This window comes from uncultured Microbulbifer sp., assembly GCF_947498635.1.
Lineage (GTDB): Bacteria > Pseudomonadota > Gammaproteobacteria > Pseudomonadales > Cellvibrionaceae > Microbulbifer > Microbulbifer echini.
Window position 1 is genome coordinate 104,026 of sequence record NZ_CANMKV010000005.1, and the last position, 23,141, is coordinate 127,166.

The following is a 23,141-nucleotide window of genomic DNA, read 5'->3' on the forward strand; positions in this document are numbered from 1 at the left end:
ACCCCCTAACGTGCCAACAACAACTGCAAACGGTTACCCACGCTGTGGGCGCGATCAGCCAGTTCGCCGATCCATTCAATTATCCGGTAGAGGAACATGACATCCACCGGCGGTAAGTCTTTTTCTATACAAAACAGTGCAGCGCGAATCTCGACTTCCAATTTGTCTGACTTGCGTTCCAATTCATCCAGCTCTTCTGTCATACGCTTGGCGATGTTCACCTCGCGCCCGGCAAAGCCGCTCTCCAGCAGCTCGTCCAGCTCATTGATGGCGCGCAGTGCCTGGGCAGAAGTGGCCACAGCGCTCTCTACAAAGGTGGTCATCAGAGACTGCAGGTTCTGCGGGATCTGCATTTTTCTGCCCACCGCCAGCCCGGCGATGTCCTGAGCCGTATTGGCTACTTCGTCCTGTGCGTGCAGTAGTTCCAGCAGATCGGACCGCGAAACAGGCATAAACAAACTGTCCGGCAGGTGCAGACGCAGGTCTCTCTTGATGTCATCTGCGCGATTCTCTGTAGCAGAGATACGCAACTGAATTTGTTCCGCCTCTTCCAGGTCGCCTTTTATCAGGGCCTCGAAGAAGGGGATCAGGTCGGCTGAAGCCTCGTGGGCCGTAGCCATATGCTTCTCGATCGGCTTGATCGGTGAGCGGCCAAACAGATTGGCAATATTCGACAGGGCCATGGTTAGCTCCATTGCTCAGGACACGAAATCGGCGGCATGGTACCCCAATCGGGGCAACTTCGGTAATAGTGCGTTAACGATGCACTGTCCCCAATAGTTGATAGGGCTACAATGCGTCGTCATATGAGAATAAGGGGTTACCGATGGCTGAGAGCAGAGCGGCGGACAGGTTGCTGGATTTGCGCGGACTACTGGAAGACCTTGTCGTCCAAGGTTACGTGAGCAGGTTGGACGCGAACCGCATCGTGGGGTCGCCGCGCACCGCTGAGCAGGCACAGATGCACCCCCTTAGCTATATCGCCAGCTGCGATCTGGGAAACCAGAAGGCCCCCGGTACTCTGAGCCACGAGTTGCTCAGTGCCTGGTTGGCGGAGAGTTCCGCTCATCCCCTCTACCATATCGACCCGCTCAAAGTGAATGTGAATGCCGTCACAGAGGTGATGAGCTTTCAGTTTGCCAAGCGCCACCAAATTCTGTGTGTTGAGGCCGGTGCGGAAGAGCTGATGGTGGCTACCGCGCAACCCTTCACTCACGGTTGGGAAGAACAGCTGGAACACACCAGCGGGCGCCGGGTGCGCCGCGTGGTGGCAGATCCGGCGGATATCAAACGTTACTGTGTGGAATTTTACTCCCTGGCCAACTCCATTTCCGGCGCCAGTGGTCTGCAGGGTACCTCTGCGGCAAATAACTTCGAACAGTTACTGGAACTGGGCGGCCTCAAAGACCCAGAGGCCAACGACCAGCACATTGTTAATATTGTCGATTGGCTGCTACAGCACGCCTTTGATCAGCGCGCCAGTGATATCCATATCGAGCCCCGGCGCCAGGTGGGGCGCATACGCTTTCGTATCGACGGGGTCTTACATCCGATCCATGAATTGCCCGACCAAGTAAATGCGGCGGTGACCAGCCGCTTGAAAATCCTCGGGCGGATGAACGTAGCGGAGAAGCGCAAGCCCCAGGACGGCCGCATCAAAACCAAGCGACCCGATGGCAGTGAGGTGGAGCTGCGTCTGTCCACCCTACCCACTGCTTTCGGCGAGAAGTTGGTGATGCGAATCTTCGATCCTGAAGTATTGGCACGTTCCTACAGCGATCTGGGGCTCGCGGGTTCCGACCTGGCTCGTTGGCAGACAATGCTGGCGCGCCCCAACGGCATCGTGCTGGTTACCGGTCCAACGGGTTCGGGTAAAACCACAACCCTTTACACCGGCCTCAAGCAGTTGGCCACCAGTGCCGTTAATGTTTCCACGGTGGAAGACCCCATCGAGATGGTGGAAGAGAGCTTCAACCAGACCCAAGTGCACCATGCTATCGGTTTCGATTTTGCCGCGGGTATCCGCACTTTGATGCGCCAGGACCCAGACATCATCATGGTGGGAGAGATCCGCGACCTGGAAACCGCACAGATGGCCGTACAGGCGGCCCTCACCGGCCACCTAGTGATTTCCACTCTGCACACCAACGACGCCCCCACGGCGGTTACCCGCCTGCTGGACCTGGGGTTGCCCCATTACCTGCTGAAGTCCACCATTTTGGGCGTGATGGCCCAGCGCTTGGTGCGCACACTGTGCCCCGCGTGCAAGCGTGAAGACAAAATTGATGAGGCGGATTGGCACTCCCTGGTGCGCCCGTGGAAAGCGCCAATGCCCGATAAGGTATACGGGCCAGAAGGCTGCCTTGAATGTCGCAACACCGGATACAAAGGACGCCAGGGTATTTATGAAATCCTGCCGTTCAGCGAGGCGGTGCAGACGATCGTGACCCCCGATTGTGATCTGCAGCAGTTGCGCCGTCAGGCTATGCGCGATGGCATGAATAGCCTGCGTCTCTCGGGAGCCAAAAAAGTGGCGGCCGGTGTGACCACAGTAGCGGAAGTGTTGCGTGTGGCTCCGCCGCCAGATATCGCTTTTTGACCGAGAGCGGTGGGCCCAGCGGCCCCTTGTAGTGTTCACCACTTTTGGAAATAAGGACTGATTCCGTATGTTTGATAGCGCTATTTGCCCCGAGCCCCTGCAGTCCCAACTGCAATCCCTGTGGTGCGACTGGAGTGAAGAGGCGGGTTCGGAGCTGGCTGGGGAAGCGAAAGAACTATTGCGCGATAGGGCGCTTCGATTGGGGCTGGCGCGCAGTTTTATCGGCTCCGAGTTTTTTTATCGACAGTGTCGCCGCCAACCGCAGTTGTTGATAGATCTGCTGAAGAGTGATGACCAGGGCCTGCCGTTAGCCAGCTTTGATAGCGATGAAAGTCTCGATTTTTCCCTGCGGCAGCTGCGCAATCGCACAATCGCCGAAGTTATTTACCGGGATTTTGCCGACCAATGGGATATTCCAAAAGCCTGCCTGCGTCTCAGCGATCTGGCGGAGCTCGCGATCAACACCGCCTTGCAATGGCATCACGACCAATTGGCACAGCGCTACGGTGAGCCCCGCGATCGCCTGGGGAATGCACAGTCCATGGTGGTATTGGGAATGGGCAAATTGGGTGCCCGTGAATTGAATCTATCATCGGATATCGATCTGATTTTTGCCTATCCGGAGCCGGGCCACACCGACGGTGAACCGTGCGTGGAAAATCAGAAATTTTTCCAGCGCTTGGGGCAGCGTTTAATTAAATCCCTGGACGCGATTAACGCCGATGGTTTTGTGTTTCGCGTGGATATGCGCCTGCGCCCCTACGGCGATAGTGGCCCCCTGGTGAGTCATTTTGCCGCGCTGGAGGATTACTACCAGACCCAGGGGCGCGAATGGGAGCGCTATGCCATGGTTAAAGCGCGCCCAGTGGCTGGCAAAAGTGAAGTCGCGGCAGAGTTGATGGAATTATTGCGCCCCTTCACTTATCGCCGCTATATCGACTTCAGCGCGATTGATGCTCTGCGCGAAATGAAGGCCTTGATCCAGCGGCAGGTACGGGCTCGGGGACTCACGGACAATATTAAATTGGGCCGCGGTGGAATTCGTGAGGTGGAGTTTATTGCCCAGGCTTTTCAGTTGATTCGCGGGGGGCGCGAACCGGCGCTGCGTGAGCGCAATTTATTAAAACTGCTGCCTCTGTTGGAGTCCGATGGCCATGTGGAGCCCGGTGTAGCCGATGAGCTGGCAAATTGTTACCTGCTGCTGCGCCGTGTAGAGCACGCCCTGCAGGCCTATAAAGACCAGCAGACCCAGGCGTTGCCGCAGGATCAGTCGGAACGTGAGCGGCTCGCTTTCGCCCTCGGCCGCGACAGCTGGGATCAACTGTACGCTGAGCTCGCAGGGGTACGCAATGTGGTGGAGCGTGAGTTCGATACTGTTATCGCGCCGCCGGAAGAGATTGCGGAACCTCGCGTGGCAGAGGAGTGGCAGGGGCTATGGGGTAGCTGCAGTGAGGGGGGCAGTGAAGAGGTCAACCAGCAAACACTGGAAAATATCGGCTTTAGCCCGGCGCGTGAGGCGCTGGATCTGCTTCAAGACCTAAATGACTCCTCTATGGTAGCGGCTCTGCCGGCACCCTCGCGTGCGCGTTTGGACCAGTTTATGCCGCTGTTATTGGCCGCGGCCAGTTTACAGGAACGGCCACTTTTGGTGCTCGGCCGGGTGCTGCCTCTGGTGCGTTCCATATTGCGTCGCAGCGCTTATCTGGTGCTGATCAATGAAAATCCACCGGTGCTCAGCCAGTTGGTGCAATTGTGTAGCGCCAGCCCCAGAATCGCCGAGCAGTTGGCGCGCCATCCGATTCTGCTGGATGAACTGCTGGACTCCCGCCGTCTGTTGGCGCCGGCCACGGCGGCAGATATTGCCGATGAAGTGCGCCGCGAGCTGTTGCGGATTGACCCCGAAGATCTGGAGCTGCAGATGGAGGCGCTACGCTATTTCAAGCAGAGCCAGAGCCTTCGTATCGCCGCTCAGGAAGTTAGCGGTGCATTGCCGCTGATGCAGGTCAGCGACTCCCTCACTTGGCTGGCCGAGGGAATATTGCAGCAATCCCTCAGTTTGGCCTGGGCGCAGATGGTGGGTAAATACGGGCAGCCGGCCGGGGCCACGGCGGAAGATATGCATTTCGCTATCGTGGCCTACGGCAAGCTCGGTGGCTTGGAACTCTCTCATGGCTCGGATCTGGATATCGTATTTGTGCACGATGCGGATCCGCAGAGTTACACCGACGGCGATAACAGCATTGATAACCTGCGCTTCTACACCCGCCTTGCGCAGCGGCTGATTCATATCCTGCAAACTCGCACCTTGAGCGGACCCCTTTATGAGGTGGATACCCGCCTTCGCCCCTCGGGTAATTCGGGTCTGCTGGTTACTTCCATGACGGCCTTTGAAAAATATCAGCGCGAGAGCGCCTGGACCTGGGAGCACCAGGCTCTGGTGCGCGCACGTCCGGTTGCGGGCAGTGGCCCACTCTGTGAGGATTTTCAAGCGCTGCGCCTTAGATTGCTTTGCGAGCCGAGAAATGAGGGGAAACTGCGCGAGGAAGTGATCGCAATGCGCAATAAAATGCGCACCCATCTGGATAAGAGCAATGATCAGAATTTCGATCTGAAGCACGGCCCGGGCGGTATTGTCGATATTGAATTTTTGGTTCAATATGCGGCTCTGGCCTGGGCACAAGCTGCGCCCTCGATCGTGCGGTATACCGATAATATTCGCATTCTCGAAAGTCTGAACGACGCGGGCCTGATGCCGGCCAAACAGGTCGGGCATCTGATCGACGCCTACAAAGCCTACCGATCTGAAGGTCATCGCCTGGCACTACAACATTTGCCAGGGACAGTGAGCGATGACCGCTTCACAGCGGAAAGAAAGACCGTTCTAACAAACTGGCAGCAATTACTCGGTTAAAGCCCGGCTTTACCCTGCTGCCCGATTAAACTGTTTTTCAGGATTTGTAGGAGTTGCCCTATGTCTTTTGCCGACCGCGACGGCGTTATCTGGTTTGATGGTGAATTGGTGCCCTGGCGCGATGCGCGCGTGCATGTGCTGACCCATACCCTGCATTACGGTATGGGGGTGTTTGAAGGTGTACGCGCCTATGAGACCGACCGTGGAGCCAGTATCTTTCGGCTGCAGGATCACACTCGCCGATTATTCCGCTCTGCGAAAATCATGAATATCCCAATGCCTTTCAATGCCGATGAGCTGAATGAAGCCCAGCGTCTGGTGGTGCGGGAAAATAACCTGCATCAAGCCTACTTGCGGCCGATGGTGTTTTACGGGTCTGAGGGGATGGGATTGCGTGCAGAGGGTCTCACTACTCATGTGATTGTGGCTTCCTGGGAGTGGCCCAGCTATATGAGCCCCGAGGCACTGGAGCGCGGCATAAAGGTGAATACTTCCTCTTATACTCGCCACCACGTCAATATCAGCATGTGCAAGGCCAAGGCCAACGGCAATTACATTAATTCGATGCTGGCTCTGCAGGAGGCGATTCGCAACGGCTGTGAAGAAGCACTCTTGTTGGATCCCGAAGGCTATGTGGCCGAGGGCAGCGGGGAGAATTTTTTTATTGTCAGGGACGGGATTATCTATACCCCTGAGCTGACTTCCTGCCTGGATGGTATTACCAGGGATACGGTGATTGAGTTGGCCAGGGAGTGCGGTTATCGCGTCGTGGAAAAGCGTATTACCCGCGATGAGGTTTATATCGCCGACGAAGCTTTTTTCACCGGTACTGCGGCGGAAGTTCTACCTGTCAGTATGCTCGATGGGCGATCCATCGGCAGTGGCCATCGCGGACCAATCACTGGTCGCCTGCAGGGGCTTTATTTCGATGTGGTACAGGGGCGCAGTACTGCACATCGGGGATGGTTGAGCGATGTGGCCGATGGTAATTTTGGTGAGGATAATCGCTTTGCCGTTGCCTGAAACCGCTAGAGGCCAGTTAATTTTTTGATTTGATAACATGCATTTTAGCGTTTTGGAACGGCTATTGTTCAGCAATGGGGGGCTATCCCCCCCAAGCAGTATTTTTGAGCGCTACTTATTTTTGGGGCGGCCTACGCAGTAATAATCTATTCCGTTGTCATTCATGTGCTTGGGCTCATAGAGATTGCGCCCGTCAAAAATAACTGGGTTATTTAGCGCTTCAATTACTGCCTTTGTATCAATCGCTTTAAACTGTTGCCATTCGGTCGCGATAATGAGGGCGTCGGCTCCAGATAGCGCGACTTCTTTCGTGCCGCATAATTGCATATCCTCACGAACACCATATATCCGTTGGCACTCCTCCATGGCCTGGGGATCGAAGGCCTGCACTTTTGCTCCTAGCTGCCAAAGCTGCTCCATTAACGTGCGGCTGGGGGCTTCACGCATATCATCGGTATTGGGTTTGAAGGCAAGTCCCCAGAGTGCGATGGTTTTGCCGTTCAGGTCGTTGCCAAAATGCTCTTTAATTTTCTCAAGCAAATAGCTTTTCTGGGCCTGGTTTCGCTCCTCAACTGCATTCAATATACCGGGAGATATGCCCATTTGGGACGCCGTCGATATCAGTGCTTTTACATCTTTAGGAAAACATGAACCGCCGTAGCCGATGCCGGCATAGATGAAGTGGTAGCCAATGCGGGGATCGGAACCGATACCCTGGCGCACTTGCTCAATATCGGCCCCTACGTGATCGGCAATCTGTGCCATCTCATTCATAAAGCTGATTTTGGTGGCCAGCATGCAATTGGCTGCATATTTGGCCAGTTCCGCACTGCGGACATCCATGGTGATGATTTTTTCGTGGTTGCGGTTGAAGGGAGCATACAGTTGGCGCAGGGCATCCTCTGCGGAGGGACTGCTGGTTCCAATAATGATTCGGTCCGGTCGCATACAATCACTGACGGCAGAACCCTCTTTGAGGAATTCGGGGTTTGATACCACTTCAACGGTCAGGTTTTTCGCATTGCGCTCTGCCAGTTGGGCAGTGATAGCTTTGCTTACTTTATCCGCAGTGCCAACCGGAACTGTCGACTTGTTGACGATGACTTTGTGGCCAGCCATATAAGTGGCGATAGACTTGGCGACTGCCAGGACATGGCGAAGATCGGCAGAGCCGTCTTCATCGGGGGGGGTTCCGACGGCGATAAAGATGACTTCGCCGTGCTCGACACCCTTTGACGCATCAGTGCTGAAATTGAGGGTCCCATTTTTCAGGTTGCGCTCGATCAGTGGGGATAAGCCGGGTTCGTAGATGGGGATAATCCCATTTTTCAGGTCTTCGACTTTTTTCTCATCAATATCAATGCATAAAATATTGTGGCCAACTTCAGCCAAAACTGCGGCCTGAACTAGACCGACGTAACCGCTGCCAAATACCGTTACATTCATGTGTATCCCATTACCTGTCGCTGAAGGGGCTGTGTTGCCCATAAAACATGCGCGCTAGTGTACCAGATATTGCCAGCATACCCTGTGCTAAGCACGGCATTCTGGGACTCTCTTATTCGCTGACAAAGGCGCAATACGCTATGCTTGCAGGCTTTTCAATGACAGGGGTTTACGCATTTTGCAGCTGAGAGTTTGGCGTTTTCTCGATGGTAACCGGGCGCATGAGAAGCAGAGCGCGGCGCTGGTTTGCGGCTTGCGAAAGAGTTTTGCCGGACAGGTACAGAGCTTTGATATCCCGGCTGGGTTAACCCCATCGCGTATATTGCTGGGGCGAATGGAAGAACTAGAGCAGCTTCCAAAGCCGGATTTCCTTATCGGCACTGGTCGCAAGAGTCGCCTGCCGATGTTGGCCGCCCGGCGACGTTTTGGTGGGCGTGCGATATCGATTAATCGTCCTCAGTTGCCATTTAGCTGGTTCGATTATGCGATTGTGCCGGAACACGATCGGCCACCACCTCTCGAGAACGTTATTCTAAGCCAGGGTGCGCTCACGGAACCTTTGCCTGAAAATAGCCCGCAGGCCGGGCGCGGATTGGTATTGCTCGGTGGCCCGAGCAAGCATTATGCCTGGGATATCCGGGCGATCAGTGAACAGATCGAGCCACTGCTAAACCAGCCTATCGAGTGGCAAATTACAGACAGCCGGCGCACTCCAGAGGGCACGCTGGATGCGTTGTCCGGTGAACGTATCAACCTGGTCGATTGGCGTACATGTGCTCCCGGTTGGGTTCAGGAGCAGATGGCGTTGGCAGGGCAGATCTGGGTGAGTGAAGACAGTGTTTCAATGTTGTTCGAGTCCCTGCAGAGTCGCGCGCGAGTGGGGGTAATCCGGGTTCCCGGTCGGGGCAAGTCCAACAAGGTCCGCGCAGCCGTGCAGAGGTTGATCGATCAGGACATTGTCAGCGAACACCTTGGCGAGGTGCTGGCTCAGCCACAGCGCCAACCTTTAGATCAGTATCTCCTGTGTGCCAGGGCGCTCTTGCGCCGCTGTGGCTTGCCGCTAAATTAGCCCTTGAGACCTCGCGCCTCAAATTTTCTCCAGGGTATTTTCTTGTCGGAGACCTCCCACTCGACCCGCAGCCACATCCGCTGAATACGGCGGTGGATATAGCGTCTGGCAAAGAAGCGGGAAAACTGGGGGAGAGGTAAAAATGAGGCGCAGCCTAAACCGTCGATAACATAGACCTGTAAATGCCCATTTTCCCGGCGCAGAACCAGATTGTGTGCGATCAGGTTTTTGGTCAGTACCTCGTACTCCAATAGCCAGTCGGCAAATTTTTCAAGGGCCGCGCGGATCTCTGCATCCAATCCATTCTTGTTGAGGTATTGGCGCAGGGTGGGGGCCGGGGTCCCGGCCTCGTCCAGAATCATATCGGTGACCGCAGCTGGACCAAGGGTCGTTGCCTGGATTCCGTACCAGCGCGGTAGGTGCTGCCACAGCCCCTCTCGACTTTGTTGTATGGCCCGCTGGCTATAACCTTCTTGTTCGCGCAGGTTGTCGTCAAAGCTGTCCAAGCCGCGCCAGCGTTTAAACCAGGGCGCTCTGTTCAGCAGTACCCGGGTGCGCCCCGGACGCATGACTTTGACACACTTTTGGGGATCTTGAGGGTGAAGGTAACAAAAGCGATTGCCCCCGCTGGCAAAGGGGTCCCGGTTGTTTAAATCTATCATTGCGTTGCCCTGGCACTGCTATTGAGCATCGCTCGATAGATATCCATGGTGTGTGAGGCCTGTCTCTCCAGGGTGAAATCCTCCGAGAGATGGGGTTTTTGCAGCGGCGTGTCGAGTATTTCCCGAGTGCGTTCGAGGAGCATTGGTAAGTCCCCTTGATTGACCAACCCCTGCGGAAAGCAAGCCTGTAGGGACTCGGCCGGGCCGCCGATGTCATAGCCGATAATGGGAGTACCTATGGCGGCGGCTTCAATAACGGTACGGCCAAAAGGCTCAGGGCGCTGAGACAGGTTAAAAACCAGAGAGGACTGCTTGTACCAGTAGCGGATATCTGAGCGATGCCCGACAAAACTGATACGATTTTCAATGCCCAGGTTTTGTACTTTCTCTTTGAGCTCTTCTTCGTAATGGGCTTTATTCGCTTCGCTACCGCCGAGGATAACGCCATGTATGTCGCTATTCAGGGGGGCGAGCTTGGCGATTAAGTCGATGAAATCCTCCTGGCCCTTCCAGCGGGTTAGACGTCCAGGAAGTAGCAGCCAGCGCTTTCCCTCAAGCTGGGGAAATTCGGCACAGGTTTTTTCCATCCAGTTTTCGGGCAGGCTAATTGTCGGATGAAACTCTTCGGTATCCACGCCCCGGTAGACAATCTGGGGTGGTGCCTGTAGGTCACTCGGATAGTTTTTGAGTAGGTAATCATTGACGCAACGGGAAATAGCAATAACTTGTTCAGTCTTTGCCATGATCGCGCTATAGCGATTGATCGAGTAGAGTCCATGGGCGGTACTCAGCAGCCTCGGACGGCTGGCTTGCGGCATTTTTTTCCAGGCCAGATAAGTAAGCCAGGCCGGTACGCGGGAGCGTACGTGCAGAATATCGGCATTCAGTTCCTTGAGCAGGCTGCGCAGTGGACGCACCTGTAACAGACTGGTTAAGGACTTTTTGTGGATGGGCATGGTGATATGTTGCGAGCCTTCACGCTGCAACTGTTCGACCATGCGCCCGCCACTGGAAATGACAATTGACTGATGTCCGGCATGGACCAGCGCACGGGCAAAATCCACGGTTCCGCGTTCAACCCCGCCCGAATTCAAGGCGGGCAGTAGTTGCACTACTTTCAAGTGACCAGCTCCGAGTGACCAAGAAGAAAATGTTCTGCCAGTGATATGATGGCCGGGTTTTGGCTTCCTGGCAGGGAACTCATTATATGCAGCGAAGCCCGACCCCGTACAGCTGGTGGTACACCCTACCGGCGTTTGTTTTCTTCCTGTGAAGCACTTTTGTCGATGCGTGTCCTGTATACCTGTATTTTTCGAGTGGCCGTCCCATTTATTTTGCTGCGCCTCTGGTGGCGAGGTCGCCGCCAGCCCGCGTATCGGCAACGTCTGCGGGAACGCTTGGGGCGTGTGCCGACGCGCCTCAGCCGCGCGCCACTTTTGTGGGTACACTCGGTTTCCGTGGGAGAGACGCTGGCCGCAGTGCCGGTTATTGCCCAGCTGGCCGCCCGTCATCCCGATTGGCAATGGTTGGTGACTACTAGTACCCCCACCGGCTCCGAACGGGTCCGCGAGGCGCTACAACCGGTTTTGGGGGGGCGTCTTTTACACTACTACCTGCCCTATGATCTGCCCGAATGTCTGGTTCCTTTCCTGCAAGCCCTGCGTCCGAGCATGTTGGTCATTGTGGAAACCGAATTGTGGCCCAACCTTCTGCACCTGTGCAGAAAGCGCAAAATACCGACGCTACTGGCCAATGCGCGTCTCAGTGAGAAATCGGCTCGAGGCTACGGCAAATTTGCAAAACTCACGGCCTCCATGCTCGCCAACCTGGATAGAGTGGTGGCCCAGTACGATGTGGATGCGCAGCGCTTTGTGGACCTGGGGCTGCCACCACAGCGGGTGGTGGTCAGTGGGAATATCAAGTTTGATCTGTCGATAGACTTGGGGCTGGCCAGCGAAGCCCAGGCTCTGGCGCACCAGTGGCGAGGTTCCAGTGGGCGCAAGATATGGTTGGCGGCCAGTACCCATGCCGGTGAAGATGAAATTATTTTGGATGCCTACCGGGAACTGGTGAAGACTTTTGAGGATTTACTCCTGGTTCTGGTGCCGCGACACCCCCAGCGCTTTGACCGCGTCGCGCACCTCTGTCAGGAACGGGGCTTCCGGGTGGCCAGGCGCAGTGAGGGGCTGGGATTGTCCCCCCGCGATCAGATACTCCTGGGGGACACTATGGGGGAGTTGCTGCGCTTTTTCGGTGCCTGCGATATGGCCTTTGTGGGTGGCAGCCTGGTTCCCGTGGGCGGGCACAATATGATCGAGCCAGCAGCCTGGGGAGTGCCGGTAATCACCGGCCCCTTCCTGCATAACTTTGCCACTGTTGGCCAGTTGCTAACGGATGCTGGCGGTATGGTGGTCGTGAAAGATGTCGAGGGCCTGGTTTTGCAGTTGCGCGAGTGGTTGGAAAAGGATTCGCAGCGCATCACTGCGGGGCAGTGTGGCCGAGTTGTTGCTCAGGAAAATAGCGGTGCTTTACAGCGTTTATTGAATGAAATTGAAGGGCTGCAGTCTGGATCGCAGAACCAGTGAGTGGGCCTGTGCCCACTCACTGTTAGGGCGTTTTATTTGGATGGCCCTGGCAGATTGGTGGAACCGGCTTCTGCAACACGGTAAATGTTATGCGCTGGATTCAACATGGTATCCAGCTCTTGCAAGTCTTTGGGAGACAGCAGTCCCGCTACCTGCTTGAGATTGAGGGTGTTGAGGATGTAGTCGTACAACGCGTTAGCATAATCTGTCTCCGCCAGGAACAAGGTGCGCTGGGCCAGGAGTACATCGACGATATTACGGGTGCCCACCTCATAGCCCGCCTGGGTGGCTTCCAGTGCGCTCTTGGCGGAAACCACAGCCTGCTGCCGCGCCGATACGCGGGAGACATCGGTCACTACCGCGCGGTGTAGCGTGCGGGTGGTTTGGATGGTGTTGCGCTCGGTCAGGTTGCGCAGATCCTGGGCCTGGAAGGACAGGTTGCGCGCCTCACGGCGGTTGGCGCTGAGCAGGCCGCCGGTGTAGATGGGGATGTCTAAGGTAATCGCGACGGTAGTATCGCGAAAATCCTGGTCGCGCGGAAATACCGTGGATCGATTCCGATCTCGAAATTGTTCATCGAATAAAAATTTGCTTTTTTGATCGCCTTTCACCGTGAGCTTATTGTACGAGACAGAACCTGTAAGCGTTGGCAGATGCTCACTGGCTCTAGAGCGGGCGTTGTAGCGCGCTGCCTCAGCATTCAGGCGTGAGGCTTTTAGGTCGAAGTTATTGGCCAGGGCGAATTCTACCCAGTCGGCGCGATCTGCCGGCACAGGTGGCGCTACCTGGAAGGTCTCTACCAGGGGGGCAACCTCATCGTGGTAACCGCCGGTGAGGACAGAGAGGGCATCGAAGTCGCTGAGCAAGTCATCTTGGGCAGTCAGGCGTCGCGCTACGGAGCTGTCGTAGGCGGCCTGGGAATCGTACACATCGGTAATGGCAGTCAGTCCAACCTCAAAACGCTGCTGCGTTTGTTCCAGCTGCTTGGCTAGGGCCTTTTCCTCAGAAACGGCCGCTTCCAGCACATCGTAGGCGCGCAGTACATCAAAATAAGCTGTGGCTACGCGAATCATCATAGCCTGCTGGTTTGCACTATATTCTGCGGTGGCTCGTTCGGTCAGTTTTTTGCCCTGCTGGTAACCGAACCAAGCCGGGGCGTCAAATATTGCTTGGCTTAGGCTGGCATTGTAAGTTCTGTCGTCAAAAGTTCCTGTTTCTCGTTGAAGGAAATCGACCAGTTCAATATTGTTGTCGTTCTCTTCATCAACAGGCTCTGCAGCCCCAAACTGCCGGAATTCGTGATTTTTTGCTGCCTGGATTTGAGCATTTACTTGCGGCAACAAAGGGGCGCGCAGCTGATTTTTTGCCTCAATCCCCGCATGGTAACCAGCCCTGTCTGCGGCCAGTTGGGGGTCGTTATCCAGCGCCTGCATATAGATATCCCACAGGGTGTCGGCCTGGGCCTGCATGGCGCCGAAGCCCAGTAGGGTGGCGGCGACGAGTCTCTTCAGTGGGCGCAACTGGCGGCCTCGCGGCTCTTTGCGGTTACTTCTTTTCATCTGTTTCAACTTCCTGTGGCGGGTGCGGTCTTCAAGCTTCTGTCAGTTGTTTGGAGCGGCACTCGAGTTCTGGATTCTCGGTGGGTTCCCTTGGCTCGCATAGTCCGATGGTGCTGCCAGTCTCCCCAAGTAGCAGTCGCGAGAGTGTACCCGCGGCTAGTCTAAGCGTCGAGGCGACGCTTTCGGCTTTTTGGTATATCTTCGTTAAACCGACGCGAATGTGCGTTTACCGGTAACTGCCTGGCAATATCAGAGCAGCATTGAATAGGGCAAAGGCCCTGTATTGCAATAGACGCGCCATCGAAGCATTTGGATGCGGCAAAAATTGTGCAGAATAAGGCAAGGACCTCTGGCACATGGATCAGCTGCGCAACAAAAAGCCTGTACCTTGGCAGCGTGCATGCCACGAGTGCGATCTACTATTGACTGGTGGGTTAGCACCAGCAGGCCAAAAACTGGTTTGCCCGCGCTGCCGCTGTACCCTACATCGCAATGGTAACCACAGTGTCTATTACACCATCGCCTTGAGCCTGACAGGGCTTTTTTTGTTTATTCCCTCTGCCAGTCTGCCCCTGCTTAAATTCTCCATTTTCTCTTTTGGTGCCGAAAATACCCTGTTGAATGGTGTCTACTCCCTGTACAAGGCGGGATTTATTTGGCTGGCATCGCTGGTGCTGTTTTGCAGCGTGCTGGCGCCCCTGGGCAAATTTCTGTTGTTGCTATTTATCTGTTGTGGCAGCGCCTGGAGGGTTCTGGATCGTGCGGTTGCCAACGCGGTACGCTGGTATCAGCACATCAAGGAGTGGGGCATGTTGGATGTGTATATGTTGGGCATTCTGGTGGCGCTGATCAAACTTAGAGACCTGGGCAAAATGGATGTGGAGCCGGGGCTCTACTGTTTTGGTGCCATGATGGTATTGGCCAATCTCTCCTCACTCAGCTTCGATCAACATGCCATTTGGCAGCGCATGGCGCAGCGCCCCACCCGGCCTGAGGCGGCAACATGAGTACCCCGCAAAAGGCACTCAAGAATGGGTTGAGCAGCTGCCTGAGCTGTCATCAGTTGATCATCCTACCGGCGAGGGGCGGGCGCTGTCGCTGCCCCCGCTGTGACTCGAGAGTACACGGTCGCATTGATGGTAGCTTGATGCTGACTTGGGCACTGACGATTACCGGGGTCCTGCTGCTACTTCCTGCGAATGTTTTGCCAATCATGAGTGTGATTTATCTCGGTGCCGGGGAGCCCAGTACGATTATCAGTGGTGTGATGCAACTCTATAACAGCGGTATGTGGGGAATCGCCCTGGTTGTATTTGTAGCCAGTATCGCGGTCCCGGTAATGAAATTACTGGGTTTGGTTTTATTGTTGGTACAGATTCAACTGCGATTACATTTTGTGCCCTCCCAGGCGATGAAAATTTACCGGGTGGTGTCCGGTATAGGGCGCTGGTCGCTGTTGGACTTGTTTATGATCTCGATCCTCGTGGCCCTGGTGGATATGGGATTTATTGCTCAGGTAGCGGCCGGTCCGGGTAGTACCGCTTTTGCTTCGGTAGTGGTGGTCACCATGATGGCGGCGCGCTCTTTCGACCCGCGCTTGATCTGGGATGCTTACGATGGCGATCTGTATGCAACCGCGGTAGAGCCTGAAACGGCTCATAGGGGTGCGGCTGAGAATGGCTGACAACACGCCCGAGGACAGTGAGGTCATCGAGCCACGCGCCTATGAAGGCGCCCAGCGAGGGCAGGTGCGCAGAAGCCGGGGTTTGCCATTAGTGTGGATATTACCTCTGGTTGCGGGCTTGATCGCCGTGTGGTTGCTCTACCAGGATGTGGCCGAGGGAGATGTACACGCGAGTATCCTGTTTCACTCCGGCGATGGCTTAGTCAAAGGCAAAACGGTTGTGAAGTATTCCGGCGTGGATATCGGCGTTGTACAGGACGTGCGCCTGGTGCCCAACGCAAAAGAATTAAACGGTGCCGATGGTGTTCTCGCGGAAGTCAGTCTCAATCGCAGTGCCGAGTACCTGTTAGTGGAGGGTACCGAGTTTTGGGTGGTGAAACCCGAGCTTTCCATCACTGGGATCAGCGGTTTGGAGACGCTGTTGTCGGGGAATTACATCGCGGTGGAATCCGGTAGTGGTAAACGCAAACGGGAATTTGTCGCCCTGGATAGACCTCCGGCCTTTATTCGTGGCGACGGTCTGCGCGTAGTGCTCAAATCGCGTCGACTCGGCTCTCTGAGTCGGGGATCACCGGTGTATTACCGACAGTTGAGAGTGGGGCAGGTGGCGGACTACAGCCTCGGTGAGGACGGCAGTGAGGTCAGCATCGAATTATTTATCCGCCGTGAATACGCTTACCTAGTGCACAGAGGGAGCCGCTTCTGGAACAGTTCCGGGATTTCTATTGAGGGTGGCATCAGCGGTATCAGCATTAATCTGGAATCTCTCGCCGCCCTGTTTGCCGGTGGGGTTAGTTTCTATACACCAGAACCCCAACGCCAGTCTCCACTGGCGGTCAACGGCACAGAATTCAAGCTGTATAAAAATTTTGCTGCGGCGGACGCGGGTATCGCGGTCACTCTAAATTTCGATCGCGGCGTCGATGTGACACCGGGTGGTACTAAGGTGTATTACCAGGGCATCAAGGTGGGCGAGGTCAGCCGGGCGAAAGCCAATAAGCGCATCAATGGTATGGAGGTCAGAGTGTTGATGGACCCGGCCACTGATGACTTGCTCACTGAGAACACCCGCTTCTGGTTGGCGCCACCTACCTTTGATTTCAGTGGCGGTTTGAATGAATTAATTCAGGGCAACCGGATTGAGGTAGACCTGCGCCGCGGACAGCGTTCCCAGCGCACTTTTTCCGCGCGCGCCTCGGCACCGCAGATGGACTCCAGAGTGCCGGGACTACACTTGCGTCTCACCTCCCGCAATCCGGGCTCCTTACAGCGGGGTGCCCCGGTCTATTTTCGCCGTATCGAAGTGGGCAAGGTGCAGGGCATGGAGCTGCGCAGGGACGGTGAGGGCGTCGAGGTGTATGTGGTGATCGAGCCGCGTTACGCACACTTGGTGAAGCCGGGTACGCGCTTTTGGAATATCAGCGGACTGCGCGCCAGTGCGAGCCTCAGCAAGGGCATCGAGGTGCAGGCGGATTCACTGATGTCGCTGCTGCGTGGCGGAGTTGCGTTCGGTATCCGGCGCGAGGATCACGGCAAGGGCTCCGAAGTGCAAAGTGGTGACCAGTTTCCCCTATACCGCAGTCGTGAGGCGGCTCTGGAAGAGGGCATTGAAATCAGTATCAGTTTGCCCAATGCCGAGGGGCTAAAGGTCGGGGCCCCTCTGCGTTACAAAGGGGTGCAGGTTGGTGAAATAACCCGCTTGCGTCTCGGTGGAGACCTCGCTGAAGTTAAGGCGCGTGTAAAGCTCTATCATCGAGGCGGTAACTTTGCCCGCGCGGGCACGCGTATCTGGGTGGTATCGCCGCAAATTGGTCTCACTAAAGTCGAGCACTTAGATACTCTTATTACCGGCCGTTACCTGGCTCTGGAGCCCGGCGGTGGACCGCCGCAAACAGAATTTTTCGCCGAGCTACAGGCGCCCAAAGAGGACCTTGCCGAGACTATGAGTCGGCCGGGTCTGACGGTGATACTCGATGCCGCCCGGCGCGGTTCCCTGGTGGCGGGCAGCCCGGTTTATTACCGACAGGTTCAGGTGGGGGAAGTTACCGGATTTGCCTTGGGGGAGTGGGCGGACAGGGTTTATATCTATGTGCACATTCAGCCGCAATATCGTCCGCTGGTACGTGAGCACACCGTTTTTTGGAACGCCAGCGGTGTGGATGTGAATTTTGGGCTGAAAAGTGGTCTGAATATCAATACCGAGTCTGCCCAGGCTTTGATCAAAGGGGGCATTGCTTTTGCAACTCCAGAACCACCGTTTATGGGGTTCGAAGTGGAATCCGGCAGCCACTTTCCACTCTATCCGCGCCCGGAGCCCAAGTGGTATAAGTGGAGCCCCAAAATCGAGTTGTATAATGATTTTGAACCTGTCAAATAAGTATGAAAGTCAAAGGAGTATTTATGCGTTACCTATTATCCATGGGGCTAATGACTCTACTGTTCTTGGCCGGGTGCCAGGAAATGCAGGTGGAGCGAGTGAATACAGGCGCTCAACCGGTGGCTTTTTCCACTTATAAGTGGGGGGTAGCGCCGCTTAGCGATGTGGATGCAACGGCGCAGCTGGTGGAGCTGGATGAAGAAATGCGCGGTACTGTGGCGGCGCAATTGCAGCGGCGCGGCTACCGTCAGGTGGCTCAGGATCAGGATGCGGATATGGTGGTGGATTATCAGGTTGCGGTTGTGGATGAATTTTTTTCTGGAGATACCAGAAACCCGAGTTGGGACAAGCAATTTGACAGCAACGCCCCCCAGGATGTGGTCGAATTGCCGCCGTTGACCGACGCTCCGCTGGTTATTATGAGCGTGGGGATTGGCCGCCCAGACGGTGCCGCTATTTGGGGGGGCAGAGCCAGTGAACTGCTAACCCGCCCCGACAGTATCGAACAGCGCCAACGCCTGATATCCCAGGGCGTCAGCCAGTTACTGAGGGACTTACCGCCGGCGTATCAGTAATTTGGCGTCTGTGCGGGCTTTTCAATAGTGATGAACCTGCCCAGTAAATAGTTCTACCGCCGGCTATAGGCCGGCGGCGAGTCGGCTAAACACTGCAAATTTCGAGGTTATTTCTCTGTATTTTGCCGACTTGGTTTTTACTGTTTCAGTTTCAGCGACCCCTACGGGTGAGGAAGCCGATCTCTCCGTGGCTTATGATAATTTGGGACGCCCGCGATGCATCAAGGTTTCGTACAGCTCAATGTAGGAATCCACAATAAACTGCTTCGAATACCCCTTCGCATACACTTCGGAAGCGTTTTCAATCAGGCTTCGGCGCAACTCCGGATTATCCAGCACCGAACGGATGGCTTTGGCGAGGGCATCGGCATCGTCGATGGGGGTGATAAGACCGCTGTGTCCATCGCTGATCACTTCGCCTGGCCCTTGGGAGTTGGTGGCTACTATTGGGCAACGGTGTGCCCAGGACTCCATCACAATTGAGCCCAGTCCCTCGTGCCGAGACGGACAGACAAATAGATCCGCGGTGCGCATCAGGGTGGTGACATCGTTGCGCCAGCCGAGGAAGCGTACACGCTGATCCAGGCCGAGCTTGTGGCACAGCGCCTTGAGGTTGGCTTCCTCCGGGCCGGCACCGGCCAGCCAAAGGGTGGCATTGGGTATTTGTACAAGGGCGTGCAGCAATACATCGAAGCCCTTGTTGATATGCAGGCGCCCCGCGGCGAGGATCAGGGGGCTGTCTTCCGGCGTATTAAAACTATTGCGTGGCAGAGGGCTGACCGGAGTTTCATCGGCAAAATTCGGGATATGAAAAATTCGCTCCCTGGGAATGCCGCCATCGATCATGTGTTGACAAATACCCTTGCTAATACCGATCCAGTAATCTGCGTGACGGTAATACTTGAGGTTGTAGTAGTGACCGAGTCGGCTTACCAATAGGTAGTTTTTCGAGTTGGGAGTGATGATGGTGGCGCGCCCCATCCAGGTCATTACGATATCCGGTTGCCAGTTATTCAGGGCCTCCCGGTAAATTCTGCGACCGAGAAAATCTAGTTTGCCACCAAACTTAAATCCCTCTGTTTCCACCTCGTTATTGCGCAATGCCTGCACGCGGTGGTCGTGGTTGCGGATAAAGGCCTTCTCGTTAATTTCGTTTCTGGGGTTCAGGCCGCTTACCAAGCGCACGAAAAAATTCTCTGCGCCACCGTGCTCGGCACCGGCGAGGACCTGCGCTACTCGAATTGGTTTGCTACTCATAAATCCTGCGTATTCTGTTTCATTCTTCCGGTGGCCTGTTATTTCAAGGTGCCGTCCAAGTTGATATCGCGCGCCCAGGCATATTCGTGACTGAAGGGCTGCAGACTCGTGGCTTCGACGATGTACTGGGCGTAGAGTTTCGAGTTCATCTCGGTGTGGAAAAACTCCCTGGCTTTTGCCGCCCAGGCACGTCGTTTGGCATCGTCACTGTGGAACTCGCGGATTTTTGCCAGTAGATCCTGTTCATCGGAAAAGTAGACCACGCTCTCGGCGGGTAGCAGTGTATCAAAGTGCAATTTGTCACTGGTGAACTGCAAAATACCATTGCCGGCGAGCTGGGCCATGCGCGCGGAGGAATACCAGTAGTGGGTATCCTGGCGATTAAAGTTCAGGCCCATTTTAGTTTGTACCAGAGCACGATCGTAATCTCGTCCCCACACGGGTGCTTCGCCAAAGCTGCCATAGGTCTTGAAGTTCAGCGAGTCCCCCAGGGCATCCTTGAGGTTTTTCACCATTTGCAGACGCTTGGTGAAATTATTGCTATTACTGCAAAACAGCAGGTCGATAGGAAGGTCGGTGCGTTCGGCATTGTTAAGACTTTCAATAGAAGTCTCGACGGGGTTTGGCATGTGGTAAACCCGGGCACCGATACCCTCAAAAATATTTAGCTCGGGACGGCCGGTGGAGACAAACACCGCATCGGCGACTTCAGCGCGGTGTTTGATGCGCTCTACATTGCTAGGGACGAATAATGGGTCGTTATTGCAGTGCGCAATCAGGCAGTTGGGCTGTTGTTGCTTGATCGCTTTTAAGGTGTCGTTGCTGATCATATCGCAGTGACCGGCGATGACCAGGTCGGGCTCAAAAGCCTCAATCGTCTCCAGCAGACGGCGGTTGGCCTTGCTTACACCCAGATCGCGGATTCCAAAAGGCGCCTCAAATGCGGCCACATCCCGGTCGCTGAATACCTGTGTATAGTGGTCATTTTTAATCAGACCAAAAGTCAGTTTCTGTGCCCAGCTGACCCGCGTCTTGCCATAGCGGCGCAGTTGCTGATAGGCGATATTGAGCACTCTCATGGTGGTGCACTCTCTAAAAATTCAGGGAGATAATTCGTATGGCCGCTTGATTCAGGGGCTGGTACGGTGGGCGCAGAGTATAACAGCTGGTTCTCGGCCATATAGTGCCAGAGTCTGCAGACCCCAATCGCAGAGAAGGACGGCGAACAATGCCAAAAAATAACAGTCCAACCTCCCTGTCCCCGGAATTTTCCGCAGTCGATGTGGAAATTGTTTCCAAAGAGACGGTTTTCAAGGGTTTTTTCTCCATGTTGCGCCTGCGCTTGCGCCACCGTTTGTTTGGTGGTGGCTGGAGTAACGCTTTCCAGCGCGAGCTTTTTGTACGCGGTCCGGCAGTGGGGGTGCTGCTCTACGATCCCGAACGGGATTTGGTTGCACTTACCGAGCAATTCCGAGTTGGTGCCTTGGAACGCCCGGCGGGTCCCTGGTGCTTGGAAGTGGTTGCCGGCATCGTGGAGGCCGGTGAATCGCTAGCGGATGTAGCGCGGCGAGAGGTATTGGAAGAGGCGGGTCTGCAGGTGCAGAATCTGCATTTTATCCACAGTTATATGCCTAGTGTAGGCGGCAGTAACGAGCGGTTACACCTCTACTGTGCGCTGGTGGACTTGAGCCTGGCAGAGGGTTATTTTGGACTCGAGCAGGAGAATGAAGATATCCGCTTGCGGGTGTTTCCCACAGACTCGGTGCTCGGCGCTATGGCGGCAGACTATGCTCCAGGAGAGAACCCTATCGATAATTCGGCCACTATCATTTGTATGCAGTGGTTGCAGTTGCACCGGGCAGAACTCAAAAAGTTAAGGCCAACTGCCTGATCGGTCATTTTGCGTTGCGTGCTGTTACCTGCGTTTAGGGCAAACTGAGAGCTGAGTCACGGCGGCCACTGAATTGGAGTGTTGATAATGGCTCTACAGGGTAATGCAAAAGCGCGGCAGCGCAGTCAGTTAAGAATGTCGCCAAATGGCAACGAAAGGGCGGTGTATAGAGTCGATCTGTCGTCTTATCATGCCGATTGCGATGCAAACTACCTGCGCTTGACCAAATTGTTGCCAGAGCTTTCGCAGAGGGCACTTTGGCGGTATCAATTACCCGGTGGCACTCTGGTGTTGAGAGTTGTGGAGCGTTCCAGATACACCACGGAGGTGTCTCTGGGGGCCGAGGTAAGGCTCAGCGAGTGCGAGTGGCTGGAGCCGCCGGACTTGACTGTACGCCTCTACCACGATGCGTGCATGGCGGAGGTGATAACAGCCAATGGCCGCGGGCCGGTGGGCGGTAAAGGAGTGGATACCGCCTACCCGAATCCCCGTATGCAGCGCGCAGATGAGAGACCCCAGGCCAATCGTTTTCTCGGCGAATGGCTGGAGTACTGTCTTGCAAATGGTCGCGCAGAATTCGAACTGGTGCTGGATGGCCGGAGATTCTAATTCTGCTGTAGAGCACATGGATGTGAACACAAGGTGAGCAAGTGATTCGCGAGCACAATAAGTCGAATTCGCCCGAGGGGGCGTCATCGCATCGTCTAATTCAGATTACAGATCCACATATTGGCAGCAGGCCGGACTATCAATTACTGGGTCTGGATACAGGCCACACTCTCGATGAGGTCCTGGCCTCTCTCCGGGCCGGGCAGCCCCGTGCCCGCGCTCTGGTCGCCACCGGCGATATCAGTGCCAACGGCTCAGAGGCTTCCTACTGCCGCTTCCTGCAAAAAAGCCGCTCACTCTCCATGCCCTGGTACTGGCTCCCCGGCAATCACGATGTCAGCGCCCGAATGAAAAAGCTGGCGCCCAATCGCTGCGCCGATTTGGTCACTTTGGGAGATTGGCGTTTAGTATTACTGGACACCAGTGTATCGGGAAAGATCTGCGGGGGCCTCGACAGAGCAAAGCTGGATCGCTTGGAGCTGCTGTTGTGGGAGACACGCCATCACCCGGTGATTGTTATGATGCATCACCAACCGGTTCCCGTGGGCAGCAAGTGGATTGATGGGCATATGCTGCGCGAGGGCTGCGAAACATTTTGGCAAATGATCGATCAGGCCACCCAGGTAAAGGCCCTGGTTTGGGGGCATGTACATCAGCAATTCGACTGTCAGCGCGGGCAGGTTGGCCTGCACGCGACTCCCTCCACCTCAGTGCAATTTACCCCCGGCAGCGGCCCCTTTGCTGTAGATGAGGAAATGCCTGGTTATCGCTGGTTTGAGCTGCATAGTGATGGCTCTTATGATACTGGCGTAGAGCGTGTTGCTATTTCCAAATATTGTGTGGATCTCGCCTCATCCGGTTATTGATATAAACCAAGCCGCTGCAAATTTACAG

At 55.4% G+C, this 23,141-nt stretch carries 19 protein-coding genes; 12 read left to right on the forward strand and 7 right to left on the reverse strand.

All coding sequences use genetic code 11. The annotated features are described in order from the left end of the window. Positions 1-5: 5 nt before the first annotated feature. Positions 6-683, reverse strand: a complete 678-nt coding sequence (locus tag Q1A69_RS04045; protein ID WP_299581459.1) for a TIGR00153 family protein — start codon at positions 681-683, stop codon at positions 6-8. A 143-nt stretch (positions 684-826) separates the two neighbouring features. On the opposite strand from Q1A69_RS04045, the gene Q1A69_RS04050 reads away from it, so the two are divergent. The 3 genes from Q1A69_RS04050 (at position 827) to Q1A69_RS04060 (ending at position 6,533) form a co-directional block, all read left to right on the forward strand. Next, a complete protein-coding gene (locus Q1A69_RS04050; RefSeq protein WP_299581461.1) occupies positions 827-2,599 on the forward strand; it encodes a GspE/PulE family protein in 1,773 nt (590 codons plus the stop codon). 67 nt (positions 2,600-2,666) lie between these two features. Next, positions 2,667-5,510: a bifunctional [glutamate--ammonia ligase]-adenylyl-L-tyrosine phosphorylase/[glutamate--ammonia-ligase] adenylyltransferase gene (glnE, locus tag Q1A69_RS04055; protein WP_299581463.1), complete on the forward strand. Its 2,844-nt coding sequence runs from the start codon at positions 2,667-2,669 to the stop codon at positions 5,508-5,510. 60 nt (positions 5,511-5,570) lie between these two features. Beyond that, positions 5,571-6,533, forward strand: coding sequence for a branched-chain amino acid transaminase (locus Q1A69_RS04060; protein WP_299581465.1), 963 nt, complete (start codon positions 5,571-5,573; stop codon positions 6,531-6,533). 111 nt (positions 6,534-6,644) lie between these two features. Here Q1A69_RS04060 and Q1A69_RS04065 read toward each other — a convergent pair whose 3' ends face one another. Further along, on the reverse strand, positions 6,645-7,979 hold the full coding sequence (locus Q1A69_RS04065; protein ID WP_299581467.1) for a UDP-glucose/GDP-mannose dehydrogenase family protein: 1,335 nt from the start codon (positions 7,977-7,979) through the stop codon (positions 6,645-6,647). A gap of 178 nt (positions 7,980-8,157) precedes the next feature. Between Q1A69_RS04065 and Q1A69_RS04070 the strand changes: the two genes are divergently transcribed. Beyond that, on the forward strand, positions 8,158-9,048 hold the full coding sequence (locus Q1A69_RS04070; RefSeq protein WP_299581469.1) for an ELM1/GtrOC1 family putative glycosyltransferase: 891 nt from the start codon (positions 8,158-8,160) through the stop codon (positions 9,046-9,048). Here the strand turns inward: Q1A69_RS04070 and Q1A69_RS04075 are convergent. Further along, positions 9,045-9,710 (reverse strand): YrbL family protein, encoded by a 666-nt coding sequence (locus tag Q1A69_RS04075; RefSeq protein WP_299581473.1) that lies wholly within the window; start codon positions 9,708-9,710, stop codon positions 9,045-9,047. The genes Q1A69_RS04070 and Q1A69_RS04075 overlap by 4 nt on opposite strands. Then, positions 9,707-10,822: a glycosyltransferase family 4 protein gene (locus tag Q1A69_RS04080; protein WP_299581557.1), complete on the reverse strand. Its 1,116-nt coding sequence runs from the start codon at positions 10,820-10,822 to the stop codon at positions 9,707-9,709. The genes Q1A69_RS04075 and Q1A69_RS04080 overlap by 4 nt, the downstream gene beginning before the upstream one ends. Positions 10,823-10,996: 174 nt before the next feature. Between Q1A69_RS04080 and waaA the strand changes: the two genes are divergently transcribed. Continuing rightward, complete coding sequence (gene waaA, locus Q1A69_RS04085; RefSeq protein ID WP_299581559.1) at positions 10,997-12,295, forward strand: lipid IV(A) 3-deoxy-D-manno-octulosonic acid transferase; 1,299 nt, start codon at positions 10,997-10,999, stop codon at positions 12,293-12,295. Between the two features lie 32 nt (positions 12,296-12,327). Here the strand turns inward: waaA and Q1A69_RS04090 are convergent, their stop codons facing one another. Then, positions 12,328-13,854: a TolC family outer membrane protein gene (locus Q1A69_RS04090; protein ID WP_299581476.1), complete on the reverse strand. Its 1,527-nt coding sequence runs from the start codon at positions 13,852-13,854 to the stop codon at positions 12,328-12,330. A 356-nt stretch (positions 13,855-14,210) separates the two neighbouring features. On the opposite strand from Q1A69_RS04090, the gene Q1A69_RS04095 reads away from it, so the two are divergent. Genes Q1A69_RS04095 through Q1A69_RS04110 form a run of 4 tightly spaced genes read left to right on the forward strand, consistent with a single transcriptional unit; the run spans position 14,211 to position 18,490 of the window. Then, a complete protein-coding gene (locus Q1A69_RS04095) occupies positions 14,211-14,861 on the forward strand; it encodes a paraquat-inducible protein A (RefSeq protein WP_299581479.1) in 651 nt (216 codons plus the stop codon). Then, positions 14,858-15,538, forward strand: a complete 681-nt coding sequence (locus Q1A69_RS04100; RefSeq protein ID WP_299581482.1) for a paraquat-inducible protein A — start codon at positions 14,858-14,860, stop codon at positions 15,536-15,538. The genes Q1A69_RS04095 and Q1A69_RS04100 overlap by 4 nt, the downstream gene beginning before the upstream one ends. Next, positions 15,531-17,915 carry an MlaD family protein gene (locus Q1A69_RS04105; protein WP_299581485.1) on the forward strand — a complete coding sequence of 795 codons (2,385 nt, stop codon included), beginning with the start codon at positions 15,531-15,533 and terminating at the stop codon, positions 17,913-17,915. Before Q1A69_RS04100 ends, Q1A69_RS04105 begins: the two co-directional genes overlap by 8 nt. A 23-nt stretch (positions 17,916-17,938) precedes the next feature. After that, complete coding sequence (locus tag Q1A69_RS04110) at positions 17,939-18,490, forward strand: DUF4136 domain-containing protein (protein WP_299581488.1); 552 nt, start codon at positions 17,939-17,941, stop codon at positions 18,488-18,490. Between the two features lie 192 nt (positions 18,491-18,682). On the opposite strand, the gene Q1A69_RS04115 is transcribed toward Q1A69_RS04110, so the two are convergent. After that, complete coding sequence (locus tag Q1A69_RS04115; protein WP_299581491.1) at positions 18,683-19,747, reverse strand: glycosyltransferase; 1,065 nt, start codon at positions 19,745-19,747, stop codon at positions 18,683-18,685. 38 nt (positions 19,748-19,785) lie between these two features. Then, entirely contained in the window at positions 19,786-20,826 is a 1,041-nt protein-coding gene (locus tag Q1A69_RS04120) for a glycosyltransferase (protein ID WP_299581494.1), read from the reverse strand. 149 nt (positions 20,827-20,975) lie between these two features. Between Q1A69_RS04120 and Q1A69_RS04125 the strand changes: the two genes are divergently transcribed. The 3 genes from Q1A69_RS04125 to Q1A69_RS04135 all read left to right on the forward strand — a co-directional run bounded on the left by Q1A69_RS04125 (position 20,976) and on the right by Q1A69_RS04135 (position 23,113). Then, the gene (locus tag Q1A69_RS04125) at positions 20,976-21,638 is read left to right on the forward strand and encodes an NUDIX domain-containing protein (protein WP_299581497.1); all 663 of its coding nucleotides are present in this window, start codon (positions 20,976-20,978) and stop codon (positions 21,636-21,638) included. 87 nt (positions 21,639-21,725) lie between these two features. Beyond that, positions 21,726-22,247 carry a DUF1249 domain-containing protein gene (locus Q1A69_RS04130; RefSeq protein ID WP_299581502.1) on the forward strand — a complete coding sequence of 174 codons (522 nt, stop codon included), beginning with the start codon at positions 21,726-21,728 and terminating at the stop codon, positions 22,245-22,247. Positions 22,248-22,288: 41 nt separating this feature from the next. Beyond that, on the forward strand, positions 22,289-23,113 hold the full coding sequence (locus Q1A69_RS04135; RefSeq protein WP_299581505.1) for a phosphodiesterase: 825 nt from the start codon (positions 22,289-22,291) through the stop codon (positions 23,111-23,113). Positions 23,114-23,141: the final 28 nt, after the last annotated feature.